Here is a 16,283-nt window from a genome sequence, read left to right on the forward strand (position 1 = left end):
GGGTTTTAGGCAGTTGTCAAAATACATAGGTTTGTCTAGGTTTTATCAGAATTTGACAAAAACCAACAATAATTGTGATAAACTGGGCAAACGCTTGATTAGTGCGGGTTGCTAAAGCTTACTGGGTGTGAAAACCACAGAAAACACTTGGCACAAAGTGATCGTCAAAAAACCAAATATTTCAAGTCCTCTGCTAATCAAGGCAGTCTCTAACTGGGAAGAGTAGGCCAACCTGAGCAATCAGGAAGCATATAGCACTTGCTCTAGGCAAAACATAGACCGCTAAGTTTGATTTACAGATTTCTGTAGGTTTTTAGAAGCGGTTAATCTTTAGAGATTACTACATGAGATTAGGGAGAGTTTAGCCCGAAATTACGCCTGTGGACTGGAAGGAGCCGACTCCCCAGGGTGAAGCAGGAAGTGAAGATTGAGTCTGCTGAGAGTAGATGCGATCGGCTTTCACAGAACGGATACTGCTATCGACAAATTGCGCAAACGACACCAAAGAGAGGACTATCAGCGTGCTGTATCTAGCAGAAGTACAAAAACAGAGAAGCGGCTTTGGTCTCGGTGGCGGTAAGGCTGAACTAAAACTGCTAGCTTGTCAGCGGGGCGAACATAATTGGAGCGCTGTACCTGGGGATGATGTGATTCCAGTGGAGGAAGCTAATAAGTTTAACGACGGCACCCTGGTGCTGGTGGAGTTAAGCGCTAGCAAGCAGGTGCAGCGAATTCAGGAAGCTGCGCGTCAATTGGTGAGTATTCTCCAAAATTTCTCGCGTTTACAGGATAAGTTTAAGGATAAGGAAGAGGAAATTGAGCAGTGGAAGGCTTCTCTGACTTTTTCGAGTCAGGAACTAAATCGCCGGGAAATGGAAATGCAAGCCCGCGAAGAGCAGTTGGCTCAAATGGTGGATGAGTTGGAGCGGCTGGAGGCGCAGCGCTCGGAAATTGAAAATACTCGCGATGAAGCTCATCGATTGCGGGAAGAAGTCGATCGCTCTCGTGTGGAAATGGAGATGGCTTGGGAACAGTTGCGGGGCGAGCAGCAGCGGGTGGAGCAGCAACAGTCTCAGGTTCAGCAAGGGGCGGTGGTAGACGAAGAACAGGCCCGTAGAATTCAGGAGTTAATGAACAAGCTTTCGGGGGCGATTGCTTCGGCTCAAGGGGTGCGGGAACAATTGAATCAGTCTTTTGGGGTCGTGGGGGCTCAACAGGCAATTTTGGATCTACACTGGCAGCAGTTGGAGCAACAACGGGCCAATGCTCAGCAGCAGCAAGCAGAGGTCGATCGCCAACTTCCCCATATCCAACACCGCTGGGAAGAGTGGTATCAAGCTGTGGATGCTGTGACGCAAGCCAAGGTGGAGAGCAAGGGCCTGCAAAGTACGTTGAGTGCGAAGGAAGAACAGTTTCAGTTGTTTTCTGCCCAGGTGAGGGCTCTGGAGGCTCTAACGAGACAAGTTTCCGGTATGGCTCAAGGTTTTGGGCCTGTGGCTACAGAGCAGCAAGTAGATGTGCAAGCTCTGGAGAAAATGTCGATAGATGAGTTGCAGGGGCTAGTTCAAAACTTGCAACAGGATTTGGAAAAGGTGTTTCGGTTTGTTAACGATCAAGAGGAGGAGTTGACTCTCCAGCAGCAAACTATCGAGGAATTGCAAGCGAAAATTCAAGCTGCTAACGAGTACGATCGCATGGCGTTGGAAAATGAAATGGCCGATGAACTCGAAAGTTATCAGATGTTGAATGAAACTCTGGTGGGACAACGACTGCGCTTGCAGGAACGGGAGAGTATTTTGAAGCAACATCAGGCGGTGCTTTGGAAACGCTTGGGTACTGCTAATCCAGCATCGCGAGAGGGAGAGATTGATTTGGGGCCGGTCATCGCACAATTGGAAAGTCAGCGCCAGCAGCAGCAGCAAGATTTACAGAAACTGGAGCAGGAAATTCAGCAGTTGCGAGAAGCCGCAGCTCAAAATGATGGTAATGTCAACCGCAAAACTGGGGAACTGGAGGGTCAACGGCAGGAAATTCAAAAGTTGGAGCAGAATTTGTTTAATCTCAAAAGTGCTGTGGCGGAACTCTGGGGCAGGGTGAATGTTTATCAAGAAATGTTGCAGCCGGTTCAGGATAATTTGAGTGGGCTGCGTCAAAAGTTGGAAGCTGTGGGGGGGGAACTCGATCGCCTTGAGCAAACTGGAGAACAACAAGATCAGACGATTTCTCAGTTACAACAGGTGATTTCGGGTTTGATTAGTGGGTAAAAAGATAGTAGATATATCCCCGACTTTTGTAAGAAGTTGGGGATATAATTTAGAAACCTACAGCAAAAACTCAGTGAGGTGGAAGAATCAGAATCAGTTCAATCTTTCGGATTTTATAAATCAAAGTATAACTTGGGAAATTCGCAAGAATACAAGCGCCGACTGGAGGAAATCAGAAGAGACTAACACTGTCGCAGTTAATCACCCATCTCCCACCATCCAAACCAGCATTCCCAAAATTTCATCCACCGGAGGCAACGCATAGTCATTAAGGTCGATCGATACAATTTTTTCCTCTAGTTTCATAAATCGCCACTGCGTGCCGTTACTGCCAAACGATCAACCCCTATTGTTCGATAAATTGTATCTCTTTGTTGATAACTCCGCCCCAAAGAACTAATCGCATTTTGCAAATCTTCGACGGATTGACAACTACCACCAACTGCACCAGCCATGGTAGTGATGTGCTCTTCCATCAATGTGCCACCAATGTCATTGCAACCCCATTTCAGGGCTTCTGTAGCTCCATCTAAACCTAATTTCACCCAACTTGGTTGATGATGGGGAATCAAATTTCCTAAGAAGATTCTGGAGACTGCGGTGAGCAATAATGTATCTGCTAAAACTGGTTGGTCGCGGCCGACTCGACTCCGCAAAGGTGCTGGTGCTTGCTGTCCGACAAAGGGCAATAAAATAAATTCTGTAATGCTAGCTGGATAGTTTTGGTCGATCGCACTTTGTTGGAGCGATCGCACTTTTTCTAGATGCAAAACCTGCTGTTCGGCAGTTTCAATATGGCCACAAAGCATGGTACTGGTTGTTGGCAATCCCAAACTGTGAGCCGTACCCACAATTTCCAGCCAAGTTGCCGTATCTGTTTTTTCCGGGCAAATAATCCGTCGTACTCCATCGTCAAGAATTTCCGCTGCGGTGCCGGGCATGGAACCAACTCCCGCATCTCGCAAAGCCGAAATTACATAGCTGAAACTCAGGCCATCTTCCCTGGCAATGAATTGTATTTCTTGTGGCGAAAAAGCGTGCAAATGTAATTGAGGGAACTCATCTTTAATTATTTTCACCAATTGCAGATAATAAGGCAAAGATGCGCCATTGAGTTTGGCGTTAAGATGTAATCCCCCCTGCATACAAATTTCTGTAGCACCCCGCTGCACTGCGTCTGTAGCTTTTTCCAGGATTTGGGCCCAGTCTAACCAAAAAGCGCCCTCATCTTCCTGATTGCGGCGAAATGCACAAAAACTGCAATGCTGCTCGCAAATATTGGTGAAATTAATATTGCGGTTGATAACATAGGTGACAACATCTCCTGATTGTCGGCGACGCAGCAAGTCAGCAGTTGTTTGAATCGCAGCTCGCGCATTTGGTTCTGTTTGCTGCAAAAGTACCAAGGCCTCTGCGGTGGAGAGGTTATAACCTTGTAAAGCGCGATCGAGAATGGCATCCACAGTTTATTTTCCAGCTCAGTTACAGAATCACGACCTAGAATTACAGGCGTTCTTAGATTTTAACAAACCAACTCTAGACGAAACATATTCTCAAGTCTACAGTCATCGCACAACATATTTTACTTTCGGAAAACAGGAACTATGAACTTAAATCAAGTAAATCAGCTCTTGCCAGTACCGACGAACCCTTTGGAAATTCCGGCTGCACCGACTGTAGCTTCAAATTCTGCGACAACAGGGGAACCGCCCATTTATTTTTCCCTGATAATTCCCACCTACAACGAGTGCCAAAATATCAAAAAGATCGTCGAAAAGCTGAGCCAATTGCTTGATGGTAGCCTTGCCGGTGACTACGAGATGATTGTAGTGGATGACAACAGCCCCGATCGCACCTGGGAAGTTGCCCTATCCCTGACACTCGACTATCCGCAATTGCGCGTGATGCGACGCGAGCACGAGCGAGGGCTTTCTACAGCCGTGATTAGGGGATGGCAAGCTGCCAGAGGTGAGGTTTTGGGCGTAATCGATGCCGACTTGCAACATCCGCCAGAGACGCTGTTGAATCTTTTGGCAGAGATTAAGCGGGGAGCCGATTTAGCCGCTGCTAGTCGCCACGTTGCCGAAGGTGGAGTCAGCGACTGGAGTATGATGCGGCGATTTTTATCGCGGGGAGCTCAGACTTTGGGATTGGTGATACTACCGGGAGTTGTGGGCAGGGTTTCCGATCCCATGAGCGGCTATTTTATGGTGCGCCGCAGTTGTATTGCTGGCAAAACGCTGAATCCCGCCGGTTACAAAATTTTGATTGAAGTGCTCGGCAGAGGGGATATCCGCTGGATTGGAGAAGTTGGTTATGTGTTTCAGGAGCGCCAAGAAGGGGAGAGCAAAGTTACCTGGAAACAGTATATTGAGTATTTGCGACATTTGCTCCGGTTGCGGTTTGCCCGCTGGCCCATGGGCAAGTTTATACGATTTGGTTTAGTGGGTTTCAGCGGGGTGTTTGTGAATATGGGGGTTTTGTACGTGCTGCGAAATTTCTGCAAGTTGGAACTGACTCGCAGTTTGATTGTGGCTGCGGAATTGGCAATTGTTAGTAACTTTTTGTGGAACGATCTATGGACTTTTGGGGAAATTTCTAGGCGGCAGCGAGGCAATCGCCAACGCTTGAAACGACTGTTGAAATTTAATACGATTTGCTTGATGGGTTTGATTTTGAATGTGCTGCTGGTGAATGTGATGTTTAATATTTTTGGGATGAATGAATATTTGGCTAATTTAATTGCGATCCTGGCTGTTACGTTGTGGAATTTCTGGATTAATATGAAGCTGAGTTGGCGGGTGACGGATGTTAATTAGGGAATTGGGAATTGGGAATTGGGAATTGGGAATTGGGAATTGGGAATTGGGAATTGGGAATTGGGAAAATAACCAATAACCAATAACCCAACGACTGCGTTTATCCTGAGCGTAGTCGAAGGGCTCAGGGCGACGCCTATAACCAATAACCAATAACTCATAACTAATGACTAAATTAATGATTAGGAATAAACAACTGTTGTTGGTATTATTGTGGATGGCGATCGCCTTGATGTTGCGATTTGCTAATTTGGACTCGAAACCACTGTGGACGGATGAGTTTTCCACTTTAGTTTTTAGTTTGGGCAATAGTTTTCGAGGTGTGCCGCTCGATCGGGCGATCGCTCTTTCTAGTTTACTGGAACCACTGCAATGGAGTCCCACTGCTACCACTGGCGATGTGCTGCATAATTTACTGCTAGAAAGCAATCATCCTCCGGTTTATTTTATGCTGGCTCACTGGTGGATGGATTTGTTTAGGCCTTCTGCCGATAGTTTAGTCTGGATTGGGCGATCGCTCCCAGCTTTATTGGGTGTAATTTCCGTTCCAGCTATTTACTTTTTGGGCAAATTTGCGTTTAATTCTCCTCTAGTTGGTCAATGTGCTGCTGCGATGATGGCAGTTTCTCCCTACGGTGTTTATCTAGCTCAAGAAGCTAGACATTACAGTTTAGGAACTTTATTAGTTATTGCTTCTTTGTTTTGCTTATTTTTAAGTATTAAACGCATTCAACAACGGGCGCTAATTCCTCTTTGGACTGTGGCAATATGGTTAATGTTTAACTGTTTGGGAATAGCCAGTCACTACTTTTTTGTTCTCACTTTATGTGCGGAAGCAATAGCGTTAACTGCTGTAATCGCCCACTCATATAATGAAAAATATCCTATTTTTTTTAAGCTAGAAAATGAATTTAAAAAAAATCACTCTCCTTTCGGTAAATCTAAAAATATCTGGCGATTATTGGCAGTGGCTAGCGGTACGGCTGCCGGGGGATTAATATGGGTTCCCATATTTTTTTCAAATAAATATGGCAGTGAATTAACTAATTGGATTGTTAGCGGCGATCGCACTTGGTTGAATTGGATTAGTCCAATTTTTCAAGCTTTGGCTGGATGGATTACTGTGATATCTTTGTTACCCGTGGAATCGTCAAATCTGGCAGTAGTGATTGCATCGGCGATCGGGATGACTATCTTTTTTGTCTGGGCGCTTCCCTTGGTGTTTGGAGCGATTAAAACTGCTTTAAAAAACCCGGATACTGTTTTAGGTACTATCATTTTTTGCTGGTTTGTAGTAGGAGCAATTTTCCTATTCTTTAGTTTTAAATATATTCTTGATATTGACCTCACTCGTGGCGCTAGATACAATTTTGTTTACTTTCCAGGGGTGATTTTATTGTTAGGAGCAGCCTTGGCAGTTCTCTTTAACACACCTACAGTAAAAAGTCAATGGTTTAATTACGGAGCTATCGAAACTTCTGGGAAAAAAGCTGTTTTACTAATTTTATTAATGGGTTTTGTGAGTGGTATTACAGTAAATTCCAATCTGGGTTATCGGAAGTATTACAAACCCGATCTTTTGGTGCCCATTATCCGCGAAGTATCACAAGTTCCGGTGTTGATTGCTACTACTCAAAAGACTCATGTGGAAATCGGGGAATTGATGGGTATTGGGTGGGAAATTAGGAAGAGGGAACAAGAACCCCCCCCAACCCCCCCCAAGGGGGGAACAAGTCAGAATGGGGCTGTTGGGGGGAAGTCGGAAGAACCCCCCCCAACCCCCCCCAAGGGGGGAAGGAATCAGAATGGCACTGTTGGGGGGAAGTCGGAAGAACCCCCCCCAACCCCCCCCAAGGGGGGAAGGAATCAGAATGGGGCTGTTGGGGGGAAGTCGGAAGAACCCCCCCCAACCCCCCCCAAGGGGGGAACAAGTCAGAATGGGGCTGTTGGGGGGAAGTCGGAAGAACCCCCCCCAACCCCCCCCAAGGGGGGAAGGAATCAGAATCCCACCCAAGGGCGGAAGGAATCATTTGATTCTCCTTTATTTCTTTTGGCTAACCTGAAAAGGGAGACACCAGAAATAGCTTCAGGGACACTTGAGAAAACACTTAGTCAATTGCAGCGTCCCCTCGATTTATGGTTGGTGAATTTTCGTGTACCTGTGGATTTAAAAGCGCAAGGTTGTGAGGTTGAATCGCGGAAATTGCCGGCTGTTGATGGGTATGAATATCAAGTTTATCATTGTTCGAGTTAAGAAGGAATAAGTCATATCAAATCCGGTAGCATCTGAACTATTCATATCTCTATTCTCTCCCTCTGTGTCCTCTGTGTTCTCTGCGGTTAAATCATTCCAATACAACCGGAAACGATATCACCCCCCAAGGGGGAAATTCAGGAAGCAGGTTTTAAGGCGCGATGTCTAATGCGCTATGCCCTAGGCCTAGATGTGATAATAATCCAAGGTTTTTCTACTATACCGATCGCACCTGATGGAAATGGATCTGTTTGCGATCGATTAGGTGCTACAATCAAAGCTGTGAGTTTTTCAATGTTGTCAAAGCTGGGAGCATTTGGTAGTATTTGTTGCAGTAGCTGTCGCATGGCTCGTCGCTGCAAGGAAAGGGGGGCTGCTCGCAAAATCGGGAGATTTAACTTGACAGGAAGTTGAAAAGTTCTGTGCTCTGGTTCGTTGATTTGTGACATGGCTCGCTGTAGCAATTCGGTGGCGGCAACTTCGAGATATTCGACATCAGCGCGGAGGATTTCGGCTGTTTGAGCGAGGGCTTGTTGGGTTTGGGGGTTAAAATGAGTTTCTAAATAAGGTAATAATTCCGATCGAATCCGGTTGCGGGCGTATTGCAAATCCTGGTTTGTGGAATCTTCCCAAACTGGTAGTTTTTGCTGTTGACAAAATTCGCCTGTTTGCGATCGACTTATTTCGAGCAAGGGACGAACTAAGTAGATTTGAGAGTTGAGATTGGGGATTTTCGATTCGGGATTTTCATTTACCTTCTCTAATCTACAATCTGAAATCGGCAATGGAAAATCGACAAGGGGGCGAACCCATGTGAGGGCTGAAAGTCCATCGGCACCGCTACCGCGAATTAGGTTGTAGAGGAGGGTTTCGGCGCGATCGCTCGCTGTGTGGCCTGTAATAATGTAGGGGTAGTTATTGGCGATCGCAATTTCGGTTAAACTTTGATATCGCCAGTTGCGGGCTGCTGCTTCAGTTTTCGGAATGCGATCGGCGGTTTTTTGATAATATGATATTCCCCAATGTTTAGCTAAATTTTCTACATGATTTGCATTAGCCTCCGAATCCACACGCCAGCGGTGATCGCAGTGAACAATTGCTAATTGCCAGCCCCATTTTGGCTGCAAATCTAGCAGTAATTTCATGGCACACAAAGAATCTTGCCCGCCGGATACTGCTACTAATAATCGCTGATTTGGGGGCAATATTTTGCGGTGTAGCAAGGTCCGGTGCAGTTGAGCGTGGAGTTGTGTCCATTGGGAAGATAGGTCATTGGGCATAGATTATAACTTAAGAAACCGGGTTTTTTGATAAAATACTTCGTTCTAGCCAGGAGATTTCATCAAAAACCCGGTGTTCTCCTTCAGAATAGGGGGTGCATCTCAATGAGTGCAAATATATTGGTAGGGGCGAAGCATCACCGCAGTAAATCTCTGGTTATAACTAATAAATTGTCTGCGGTTATGCTTCGCCTATGCAAAATCTGGATGCTCCCAGAATAGGTAAGTCTTGTAATTGTCACAGTCCCCTATAGGACTGATTTTACAGACTCAAGTTGCGCTTCAAAAAAGTTTCTAGGGATTCCATTTTGATGCCGTAAATTGATTCTAAGTTGTGCACTTCTTCCGGGGTACAGAAAAATTCATTACCCAGCAATACCCGCAAAGTCCCCAAACCTTTTTGAGCTTGAGGGTTCAAAAAACCCAAGGCATTTCGCAATCCGTCAAACACCACCAGTGGCGGGTTAATGATTACAGGTTCGCGATCGAATAAGCGTCCAAAAATGCGCGCAATGTCATCTCTTGTCAGCACATCCGGGCCGCCGACGGGCAGAATTTGGTTGCGCGCCCCTTCAACGGTTGACGAGTCTACAGCAATACGAGCTAAGTCGTCGGTACTGACAACAGAGGTGCGGTTTTTGCCGTCGCCAATCAGCAGGTAAAGTCCGGTTTCTCGAAACCTTTCTGCTAAGGGTAACAAGCTGGAAGCAAAACCGGCGGGCCGCAGGATTGTATAATTCAATCCGCTGTTTTGCAGGTATTTTTCGACTTCTCGTTTGGCTTTGAATACTGCGGAATCTTCGTATCCGCGATCGACTCCTAGTACCGAAAGAAATACAAAATGCTCAACTCCGGCTTCCTTGGCGCAGTCGATCAATTCTATATTAGCGCGGTAGTGTACGGCTTGAACGTCGCCGCCAGTGCCGTGGGTGCTGATGACACATTTGACTCCTTGGCAGGCTTTTTTAATATCTTTGTCTTGTTTCAAGTCGCCAATGAAAACTTCTGCGCCTCGGTTTTCTAGTTCTGAGTACCGAGATGCGAGGCGAACAAATGCGCGGACAGGTTTTTCTTGCTGTCTAATTTCTCGTACTATGCGGCGGCCTAGTGCGCCTGTTGCTCCGGTTACTAAGAACATAATGTTTGGTTGTTGGTTGTTCACATTTTGCACCGTATCCCATTATAGCGGTTTTCAAGGGAGTTGGTGGTGAAGGGAGATAAAAAGGCGATCGCTTTGGTATAATAACAAGTAAATAAATAGGGATACAATCGATATATCAATTAATTATCGAGAGGGCTAGGAGTCATGGTAGGCATCGGAACCAAACTTACTTTAGCAGAATTTCTAGATTTGCCCGACGGAGATGTATATTATGAATTGGTAGATGGTCAAGCAGTTCCTAAAATGTCTCCCAAATTTTTCCATTCCAGTTTACAGGGAGCTTTGTGTCTCCTAATTCATGGATGGTGTAAAGGACGGGGGCGAGTGTTGCCAGAATGGGCAGTTTTGTTAAAACGTCAGGGTAAAGATTGGGCACCTGTTCCAGATTTAACCTACATTTCCTATGAACGTTTACCGAAAAGTTGGCGGCGAAATGAAGCTTGTCCCGCAATTCCTGAGTTGGTGATTGAGATTATATCGCCGGATCAAGCGATGAAGGAATTTGAAGATAAGGCGAAAGATTATTTGGCGGCTGGTGTGACGCGAGTTTGGGTGGTTGATCCAGAGGCTATTTTAATTAGAAGTTTTTTCCCCGATGGTTCTAGTCAAGTTTATACGGATAATATGCCGATTGTGGATGAGTTGTTGCCCGGTTTGGAGTTGACGACTAGACAGATTTTTGAAGAAGCGGAGTTGATTGATTGAGTGCGATCGCTTTTTTTGGGGTAGGTAAAGCGATCGCAGCTAGTGCAAGATGTGCGTTATACTTCCAGGCGGATTTTGACAGTAGTATCAAAGGCTTTTCTGAATGCTGATTCAATTTCGGGTAGTTTTTGAATTGCCATTAGTAAAAGTGGTGTTGACGAAACTTTAATCCAGGCTTCACCATCATTGAGAGCAATCAGTTTACCGTGCTGTAACATGAGTTCTTTAGCGCTGCGTGGTGAAATGTGAAGTAGCACAGTTTTCCATGTTAGGTCTAGTATTCCTTGCATTGCTTCTTCTATTTGTTTGAGGGTGTCGTTTTTTTTAGGTAAAACGCCTGGTAGTTCCAGTTGAACGAAATTTTGTGTTTGCATAGTCTTACTCATGATGAATAAATGATTGTTTTAGCTGGGAAATGAGCGATCTGCTAACTTGCTTCCCATCTCTATATTCCTTGAACAGCAAAGGTTTGACGGCTAAATTTCAACGCACCTCTGGCGCTGTATCCAAAAGTGAGCCAAAATTGAGCCGCGCCACAAATTGGCAGATGTTATAAGTTAAATATGGTTAATGAAGGTTGAAAAATCAGCATGGCAGCTAGTCTGAGAGCATCTGAATCTGGATTGGAAATAGTCGATCGGGCAAGGCTAAAGAAAGGCTTGGAAAAACAAGCTTCTAGCTGGTGCGGAGATGCCCAAACTTCAGTCGCAACTTTAAAGCGGTTTTGGCGGCGGAAGCCTATTCAGCATGAGGTTTTTGTCAAGATTTGCAAGGCTGTAGAATTGGAGAACTGGGAAGATATTGTTGATGATAGTCCCTTGTCTCAGACAGATTCGAGAGCAGAGTTTTTTGCTTGTGACGATGCTTGGGTTGGTCGAAAAGACCTGATTAGTGAACTCGCCCAGAAGGTTCAGGGTTCGTGTCGCCTGTTAATTCTTCTGGGCATCGCGGGAATTGGTAAAACGGCTTTAGCTGAAAGATTGGCGGTGGAGTTGCAAGACGACCGTCGTAAGTTTCATCAGGAAAATTTTGAAAACGACCAGCAAGCTTCTGATTTTGCTAGTGTGGCGATTCGATGGTTGGAAAAGTGGGGAGAACGCATTACGCCAGATGACCGCAAAGATACACAGCGGTTGCTGAATCGATTGGTCAAGCGATTGCGAGAAAATCGGTATTTGGTGGTGATAGATTCTCTGGAACTGATTTTAAAAGGAAATGAAGAAACAGGCTGGAATGGTTTTCAGGATGAGTTGTGGGCAAAATTTTTTGAAAGTTTTTTGGCAGTAGAATCTTGCCAAAGTCGTATCATCGTAACATCGCAGGATTTGCCAGAGCAAATTCCGGCTCGTTATAAAAATTTTTGGTATCGCCAAGACTTGGGAGGACTAACACCATCAGAACAGTTAGCCTTGTTCGATAAAACTGGACTAGATGTTGATATAGATTCACCAAATAAACCCTATTTAGAACGAATTGGGGCTGTTTATGAGGGGCATCCATTGGCTTTGCGGGTGATTGCTGGGGAAATTGGCAGTCAGCCTTTTTATGGCAACGTGGCGGGTTATTGGAATAAATACGGGCATGAAATTGAAGAAGTCGAGAAGGCAATTGAGGAAGCTAAGACCAAAGGAATAACGGCATCAGCAGATGACGACTGGCGACTGGATAGATATACTCGCGAACTGAGAAAAAATGTACGATTCCGGCTGGAAAAGACGTTTGAGAGATTGAAAAAAGATGTTTTGAATGCCTATCGATTGCTTTGCGAAGCTTCTGTGTATCGCTGTAGAGTACCGGAGGAGTTTTGGCTGAGTCATTTGGAAGATTGGGATTGCGATGACCAGAAGCAAGAGGTAGCGTTGAATGCGTTGCGCGATCGCTTTTTGGTAGAAGAAGAATTAATTGACGATGAGATACACTTGCGACAGCACAATTTAATTCGCAGTGTAGCATCAGATCATTTGAAAAATTTGATAGCGAGGTAGTGGAGAATATGAACAGTGATTTTGCTGAATTTGATGTTAAAAGTCAAAATGGTTTGAAAGTTGACATCACACCACCGGGAGAATGGATGCTGGCTAATCTGGGAATCGATCTAGCAGCACCGGAGTTTAGCGAAATGCCACCTTGTAAACGCGCTCAATACAGAGCGGTTAAAAATTGGCTGACGAGGTACAAACCGAAGCCGGATGCTTCCAATTTAGAGAAAGTTAGGGGATACTTGGAAGCATTTCACCATTTTTGCGAACTGGAAGACTGGGAAAGAGCTTGGGAAATTATTACTACTGGCCTCAATTCATCTAGTCATGAGGAATTACGTATTCAGCTATACGTTTGGGGATACAATTATGAACTGATTGAAATGTGCCAAAAACTTTTAGGCAAGTTAGATTCTCCCCGAAATGCTATTCTTTGTCAAAATCTGGGAATTGCTTACAAGAATCTTGGAGACTATGCCAAAGCTATTGAGTACCATCAGCAGAATTTGACCATCGCATTCCAACTTGCAGACCTACAGGGTGTGCATAGTTCTTGTGGAAATTTGGGAGTTGCTTATAAAAATCTTGGAGACTATGCTACAGCCATTCATTACTATCGACAGAGTTTGACGATTGCGTGGGTACTTGAAGACCTACAGGGGGTGGGAACTGCCCTAGGAGATCTGGGAGTTGCTTACAATAACCTTGAAGATTACACACTGACGATTGAGCATCATCAACAACATTTATTGATTGCTAGGGAAATAGAAAACTGCCAGGAAGAAGGAAATGCTCTAGGGAATATAGGCAAAACTTATCTGAATCTGCGAGATTATGCTAAAGCGATTGATTACTTTAAGCAAAGTTTGACAATCTGGCAGGAAATTGGATACCGCTACAAGAAAGGAATAGCTTTAGGAAATTTAGGACTGGCTTACTATTCACTTAAGGATTATATCAAAGCAATTGATTATCAGCAGGAGAGTTTAGCGATTGCAAAGGAAATTGGAGATCGCGCTGGAGAACAGATGGCTAGCTTAAATTTGGGGATTACTTTAACCCAACTAAAGCAGTATTCAGAAGCTCTAGAATATTTGCAGACATCTCTAGAGATTTCGATAAAAATTGGGGTTCGTTTTGGTGAGGCTGTAACTCTAAAATGCTTGGCTGAGCTGCATCAGAAGACAGGCTATCGTACTCGATCTATTGAGTATTGCGATCGCGCTTTATCCATATCCACAGAACTAGGCATCCCGCTAGCCAAAGAATGTCAGGAGTTGAAAGAACAATTACTTAGCAAACAAACATAATTTACAAAGATGAAGATCCTACCATTGAATTTCTCCACGGGCTAACTTTTCTTCGTAGGTTTCTAAATTCTTTAAATAGTCAGAAAAGTCTGATTCAGTAAGCTGTGGCAATTCACTGTTGTACTTGAGAAGCAAAAAGTCTATGAAATCATTCACCTCTTGAACAAGTGACTCTGGCATTTGGCTAATTTTAGCAATAGTTAGATCGTATACTGTCATGTTTTTACCTCAAAGACTTTCATTGAGTTGTTTCATATCACCTTGTGGTTTCACTTGCTTGTGCAAACTAATTTGATCGCCCACTTCATAACCAGTGTTAAAACCAGCCTCGCTGCTGATTTGAGAACCAGTTCTCGTTTTAACTTTACCACCTAAAGTCTCTAAATACTTTGCGATCGCCTGTTGATTCTTCTCAAACATCGATCGCACCACAATCGCCGGAGTCGCCACCACATCCCCCACACCCGGAATCCCCGACTCTTCCATCTCACTTTTTTGTTCCAACAACCTTTGTCTCAATCTCGTCGCGCAGCCAACTCGAAAAGCATTGAGATAAGCCAATCCCCGCCCACTTCCTTTGCGGTATTTCGCCCTTCGTTCGATCGCCTGACTCAAATACTCGTAAAGATGGGTACACACAATCAAATTAGTAGAAGTTCCCACCAAAAACATACTACCAGTATAACTATTTCGCATCGCATTACAACCGTTAGCTTCACCAATTCCCGAAAGCAAAATCATCTTCCAAGTCACATAGCGCGGTGTAGTTTCCACTCCACTTTCGCTAATCTCTTCCTGTTGATTCGGGCCTAAATCAGCGAGACTGAGATTGTATTGTGCTAGCAAAAGGGAAGCTTTTTCGGCGGCCGCAGTCGATTCGTTTTCATTGGATGAAGTAGCGAGGGCTAGCAGCTTTTTGATTTTTTCGACAATACTTGTGTCTGCCATTGTTCAATCAATTTTAGGGTGAGAGGACGCGGTGGCAAGGATTCGGGGATGTTCTGATTTTAGTATAGCGTGGAATGTCCGATGTTTTTTGAGGATTTTTTTTTACCACAGAGGGCGCAGAGGGCGCAGAGAGAGGAAGAAAGTCCTGGAGGGATTGACAAGGTAATTATTTCATTCACAAGTGTTGTGAATTATCTCAAAATTTTGCAACACCATGACTATCCGTAAGTCCTATTTAAGATTATGTCATTCATGGAATAGGATTTTTTTGAACCGCAGAGAGCGCAGAGGGCGCAGAGAGAGGAAGAAAGAAGTTTGCAAATTATGGGCGGATTTGGATATTATTCGAGGGCTTCTAGGACTGATTTTGGTGACAATTTATCTTTAAACCAGATTACTTTTGCTGGTACGTCTTTTACTTTTACTCCAGCTTTTTCTAAGTTCAGCCGTTCGGAAATAGCCAAGATTAAATTATCGCATTCGGACTTATGTACTTGGGCAAATTTCTTTTGTAAATACTCTGGTCTCCAATAACCAACTATTTCTAATAAAAACACTCGCCCGTCGGGATGCACTAACCGAAAGTCGGGAATCATCACGCTACCGGGAATGGGAATTAAATCTACTTCTCGTTCTAGTTTCCACTCGGTTTTTGTGGAATTCCATCTCTCGGCAAATGCTGCTTCTAACATACTATCATAGGGTTTTCCTGGTGGATAGTGGCTGACTAAGCCGCACTCGGAATTTAGGGTGAATTTTCCTGTTTTTAATACGCCAGTAAAAGGGTCTTTTGTTTGCAGTGTTGAGTGCATACTCCATTTGGTTACGTGTAGCAGGGCGGGGAGCATTTTTGCTAGGGCTAAGCCGTAGCGGGTGCTGGGTTTGAATAAGCTTGTCGGCCCGTCGATGGTGAGGGTGAAACCATGTTCGGCATCGCCTTCTATGTATGTCATTAATTGGAATAGTTTCAGATAGCGAAATAGGAGTTTGTATTCTCCTGGATCGTTGCGGTGGGCGTTTAATTGGACTTGACTGGCGCGATAAAATATGCCTTGGACTTGAGAAAGGTTGTACCGATGTAAGAGTGCTTCTGGTGTGGGTGTATCGAATTGGGTAAGGATTTTATTTTCGTTTAAATCTGCGTATAAACCTGTAGTTATTTCATTGGTTAAAACTTCTCTATTTAATTCTTGACCTAGTTCAAGTGCTAATGTTTCGAGGGTTAATTGGGTGGAATTGTTGCTGGGTACGGATTGCGCTGCTAGGGCAAATACGCGCTGTCTCAATGCAATTGGTTCTAGGGGGCTGATGACTTCAAAGGTGCTGAAACCGCCTCTCAGTAGGTGGGCTAGTCCGCGTTTGAGGCGGTAGTCGGGACTGTCGCTTTCTAGAGATTGTAAGCGTTTGTCTAGTTCGCCTTGGGTTTTGCCGATCGCACTTTGGAAGCAATCAATCATTTCGGTGGCTGCTTCTAGGTTTTTAGCGTCTATCTTCAGGCGTAAGGGGACGATCGATTCGCCGTTTTGACGATGACTTAGTAGTTCGGTTGGTAGCATCAGCAG

The 16,283-nt window shown here is 44.7% G+C and carries 14 protein-coding genes; 6 read left to right on the plus strand and 8 right to left on the minus strand.

Annotated elements, in window-relative coordinates:
* Window positions 1-361 precede the first annotated feature (361 nt).
* Entirely contained in the window at window positions 362-502 is a 141-nt protein-coding gene (locus ACBR23_RS09140; protein WP_340521873.1) for a hypothetical protein, read from the minus strand.
* Window positions 503-521: 19 nt separating this feature from the next.
* On the opposite strand from ACBR23_RS09140, the gene hmpF reads away from it, so the two are divergent.
* Window positions 522-2,264 carry a pilus motility taxis protein HmpF gene (gene hmpF, locus ACBR23_RS09145; RefSeq protein ID WP_371119051.1) on the plus strand — a complete coding sequence of 581 codons (1,743 nt, stop codon included), beginning with the start codon at window positions 522-524 and terminating at the stop codon, window positions 2,262-2,264.
* Between the two features lie 302 nt (window positions 2,265-2,566).
* Here the strand turns inward: hmpF and cofH are convergent, their stop codons facing one another.
* Window positions 2,567-3,727 carry a 7,8-didemethyl-8-hydroxy-5-deazariboflavin synthase subunit CofH gene (cofH, locus tag ACBR23_RS09150; RefSeq protein ID WP_341739453.1) on the minus strand — a complete coding sequence of 387 codons (1,161 nt, stop codon included), beginning with the start codon at window positions 3,725-3,727 and terminating at the stop codon, window positions 2,567-2,569.
* A 141-nt stretch (window positions 3,728-3,868) separates the two neighbouring features.
* Here cofH and ACBR23_RS09155 point away from each other — a divergent pair, with 141 nt between their 5' ends.
* Together ACBR23_RS09155 and ACBR23_RS09160 are read left to right on the plus strand one after the other, a co-directional pair.
* The gene (locus ACBR23_RS09155) at window positions 3,869-5,083 is read left to right on the plus strand and encodes a glycosyltransferase (protein WP_371119050.1); all 1,215 of its coding nucleotides are present in this window, start codon (window positions 3,869-3,871) and stop codon (window positions 5,081-5,083) included.
* Between the two features lie 166 nt (window positions 5,084-5,249).
* Window positions 5,250-7,337, plus strand: coding sequence for a glycosyltransferase (locus ACBR23_RS09160; protein ID WP_371119049.1), 2,088 nt, complete (start codon window positions 5,250-5,252; stop codon window positions 7,335-7,337).
* Between the two features lie 173 nt (window positions 7,338-7,510).
* Here ACBR23_RS09160 and tilS read toward each other — a convergent pair whose 3' ends face one another.
* Both tilS and ACBR23_RS09170 read right to left on the minus strand, forming a co-directional pair.
* Entirely contained in the window at window positions 7,511-8,617 is a 1,107-nt protein-coding gene (tilS, locus tag ACBR23_RS09165; protein WP_371119048.1) for a tRNA lysidine(34) synthetase TilS, read from the minus strand.
* 262 nt (window positions 8,618-8,879) lie between these two features.
* Window positions 8,880-9,755 (minus strand): SDR family oxidoreductase, encoded by an 876-nt coding sequence (locus ACBR23_RS09170; protein WP_371119047.1) that lies wholly within the window; start codon window positions 9,753-9,755, stop codon window positions 8,880-8,882.
* A gap of 168 nt (window positions 9,756-9,923) precedes the next feature.
* Between ACBR23_RS09170 and ACBR23_RS09175 the strand changes: the two genes are divergently transcribed.
* Entirely contained in the window at window positions 9,924-10,484 is a 561-nt protein-coding gene (locus ACBR23_RS09175) for a Uma2 family endonuclease (protein WP_371119046.1), read from the plus strand.
* A gap of 56 nt (window positions 10,485-10,540) precedes the next feature.
* Here ACBR23_RS09175 and ACBR23_RS09180 read toward each other — a convergent pair whose 3' ends face one another.
* Complete coding sequence (locus tag ACBR23_RS09180) at window positions 10,541-10,858, minus strand: hypothetical protein (RefSeq protein ID WP_371119045.1); 318 nt, start codon at window positions 10,856-10,858, stop codon at window positions 10,541-10,543.
* A gap of 216 nt (window positions 10,859-11,074) precedes the next feature.
* On the opposite strand from ACBR23_RS09180, the gene ACBR23_RS09185 reads away from it, so the two are divergent.
* Together ACBR23_RS09185 and ACBR23_RS09190 are read left to right on the plus strand one after the other, a co-directional pair.
* Window positions 11,075-12,469, plus strand: a complete 1,395-nt coding sequence (locus ACBR23_RS09185; protein WP_371119044.1) for an ATP-binding protein — start codon at window positions 11,075-11,077, stop codon at window positions 12,467-12,469.
* 8 nt (window positions 12,470-12,477) lie between these two features.
* Window positions 12,478-13,773 carry a tetratricopeptide repeat protein gene (locus ACBR23_RS09190; protein WP_371119043.1) on the plus strand — a complete coding sequence of 432 codons (1,296 nt, stop codon included), beginning with the start codon at window positions 12,478-12,480 and terminating at the stop codon, window positions 13,771-13,773.
* Window positions 13,774-13,791: 18 nt separating this feature from the next.
* Here the strand turns inward: ACBR23_RS09190 and ACBR23_RS09195 are convergent, their stop codons facing one another.
* From ACBR23_RS09195 to ACBR23_RS09205, 3 genes are all read right to left on the minus strand, one after another.
* Window positions 13,792-13,992, minus strand: coding sequence for a DUF2281 domain-containing protein (locus tag ACBR23_RS09195; RefSeq protein WP_236505811.1), 201 nt, complete (start codon window positions 13,990-13,992; stop codon window positions 13,792-13,794).
* A 9-nt stretch (window positions 13,993-14,001) separates the two neighbouring features.
* Window positions 14,002-14,721 (minus strand): DUF2786 domain-containing protein, encoded by a 720-nt coding sequence (locus ACBR23_RS09200; protein WP_371119042.1) that lies wholly within the window; start codon window positions 14,719-14,721, stop codon window positions 14,002-14,004.
* Window positions 14,722-15,062: 341 nt separating this feature from the next.
* Window positions 15,063-16,277, minus strand: a complete 1,215-nt coding sequence (locus ACBR23_RS09205) for a DUF790 family protein (protein WP_371115668.1) — start codon at window positions 16,275-16,277, stop codon at window positions 15,063-15,065.
* Window positions 16,278-16,283: the final 6 nt, after the last annotated feature.

The sequence above is a fragment of the Microcoleus sp. genome (genome assembly GCF_041354475.1).
In the GTDB taxonomy this organism is placed as follows: Bacteria; Cyanobacteriota; Cyanobacteriia; order Cyanobacteriales; family Microcoleaceae; genus Microcoleus.

Bases quoted from the DNA above. Each gene is read 5' to 3' on its own strand.
- ACBR23_RS09195 (WP_236505811.1), bottom strand. From the start codon at position 13,992: ATGACAGTATACGATCTAACTATTGCTAAAATTAGCCAAATGCCAGAG.
- ACBR23_RS09190 (WP_371119043.1), top strand. From the start codon at position 12,478: ATGAACAGTGATTTTGCTGAATTTGATGTTAAAAGTCAAAATGGTTTG.
- ACBR23_RS09180 (WP_371119045.1), bottom strand. From the start codon at position 10,858: ATGCAAACACAAAATTTCGTTCAACTGGAACTACCAGGCGTTTTACCT.
- ACBR23_RS09155 (WP_371119050.1), top strand. From the start codon at position 3,869: ATGAACTTAAATCAAGTAAATCAGCTCTTGCCAGTACCGACGAACCCT.
- ACBR23_RS09200 (WP_371119042.1), bottom strand. From the start codon at position 14,721: ATGGCAGACACAAGTATTGTCGAAAAAATCAAAAAGCTGCTAGCCCTC.
- ACBR23_RS09160 (WP_371119049.1), top strand. From the start codon at position 5,250: ATGACTAAATTAATGATTAGGAATAAACAACTGTTGTTGGTATTATTG.
- tilS (WP_371119048.1), bottom strand. From the start codon at position 8,617: ATGCCCAATGACCTATCTTCCCAATGGACACAACTCCACGCTCAACTG.
- ACBR23_RS09185 (WP_371119044.1), top strand. From the start codon at position 11,075: ATGGCAGCTAGTCTGAGAGCATCTGAATCTGGATTGGAAATAGTCGAT.
- ACBR23_RS09170 (WP_371119047.1), bottom strand. From the start codon at position 9,755: ATGTTCTTAGTAACCGGAGCAACAGGCGCACTAGGCCGCCGCATAGTA.
- ACBR23_RS09175 (WP_371119046.1), top strand. From the start codon at position 9,924: ATGGTAGGCATCGGAACCAAACTTACTTTAGCAGAATTTCTAGATTTG.
- ACBR23_RS09205 (WP_371115668.1), bottom strand. From the start codon at position 16,277: ATGCTACCAACCGAACTACTAAGTCATCGTCAAAACGGCGAATCGATC.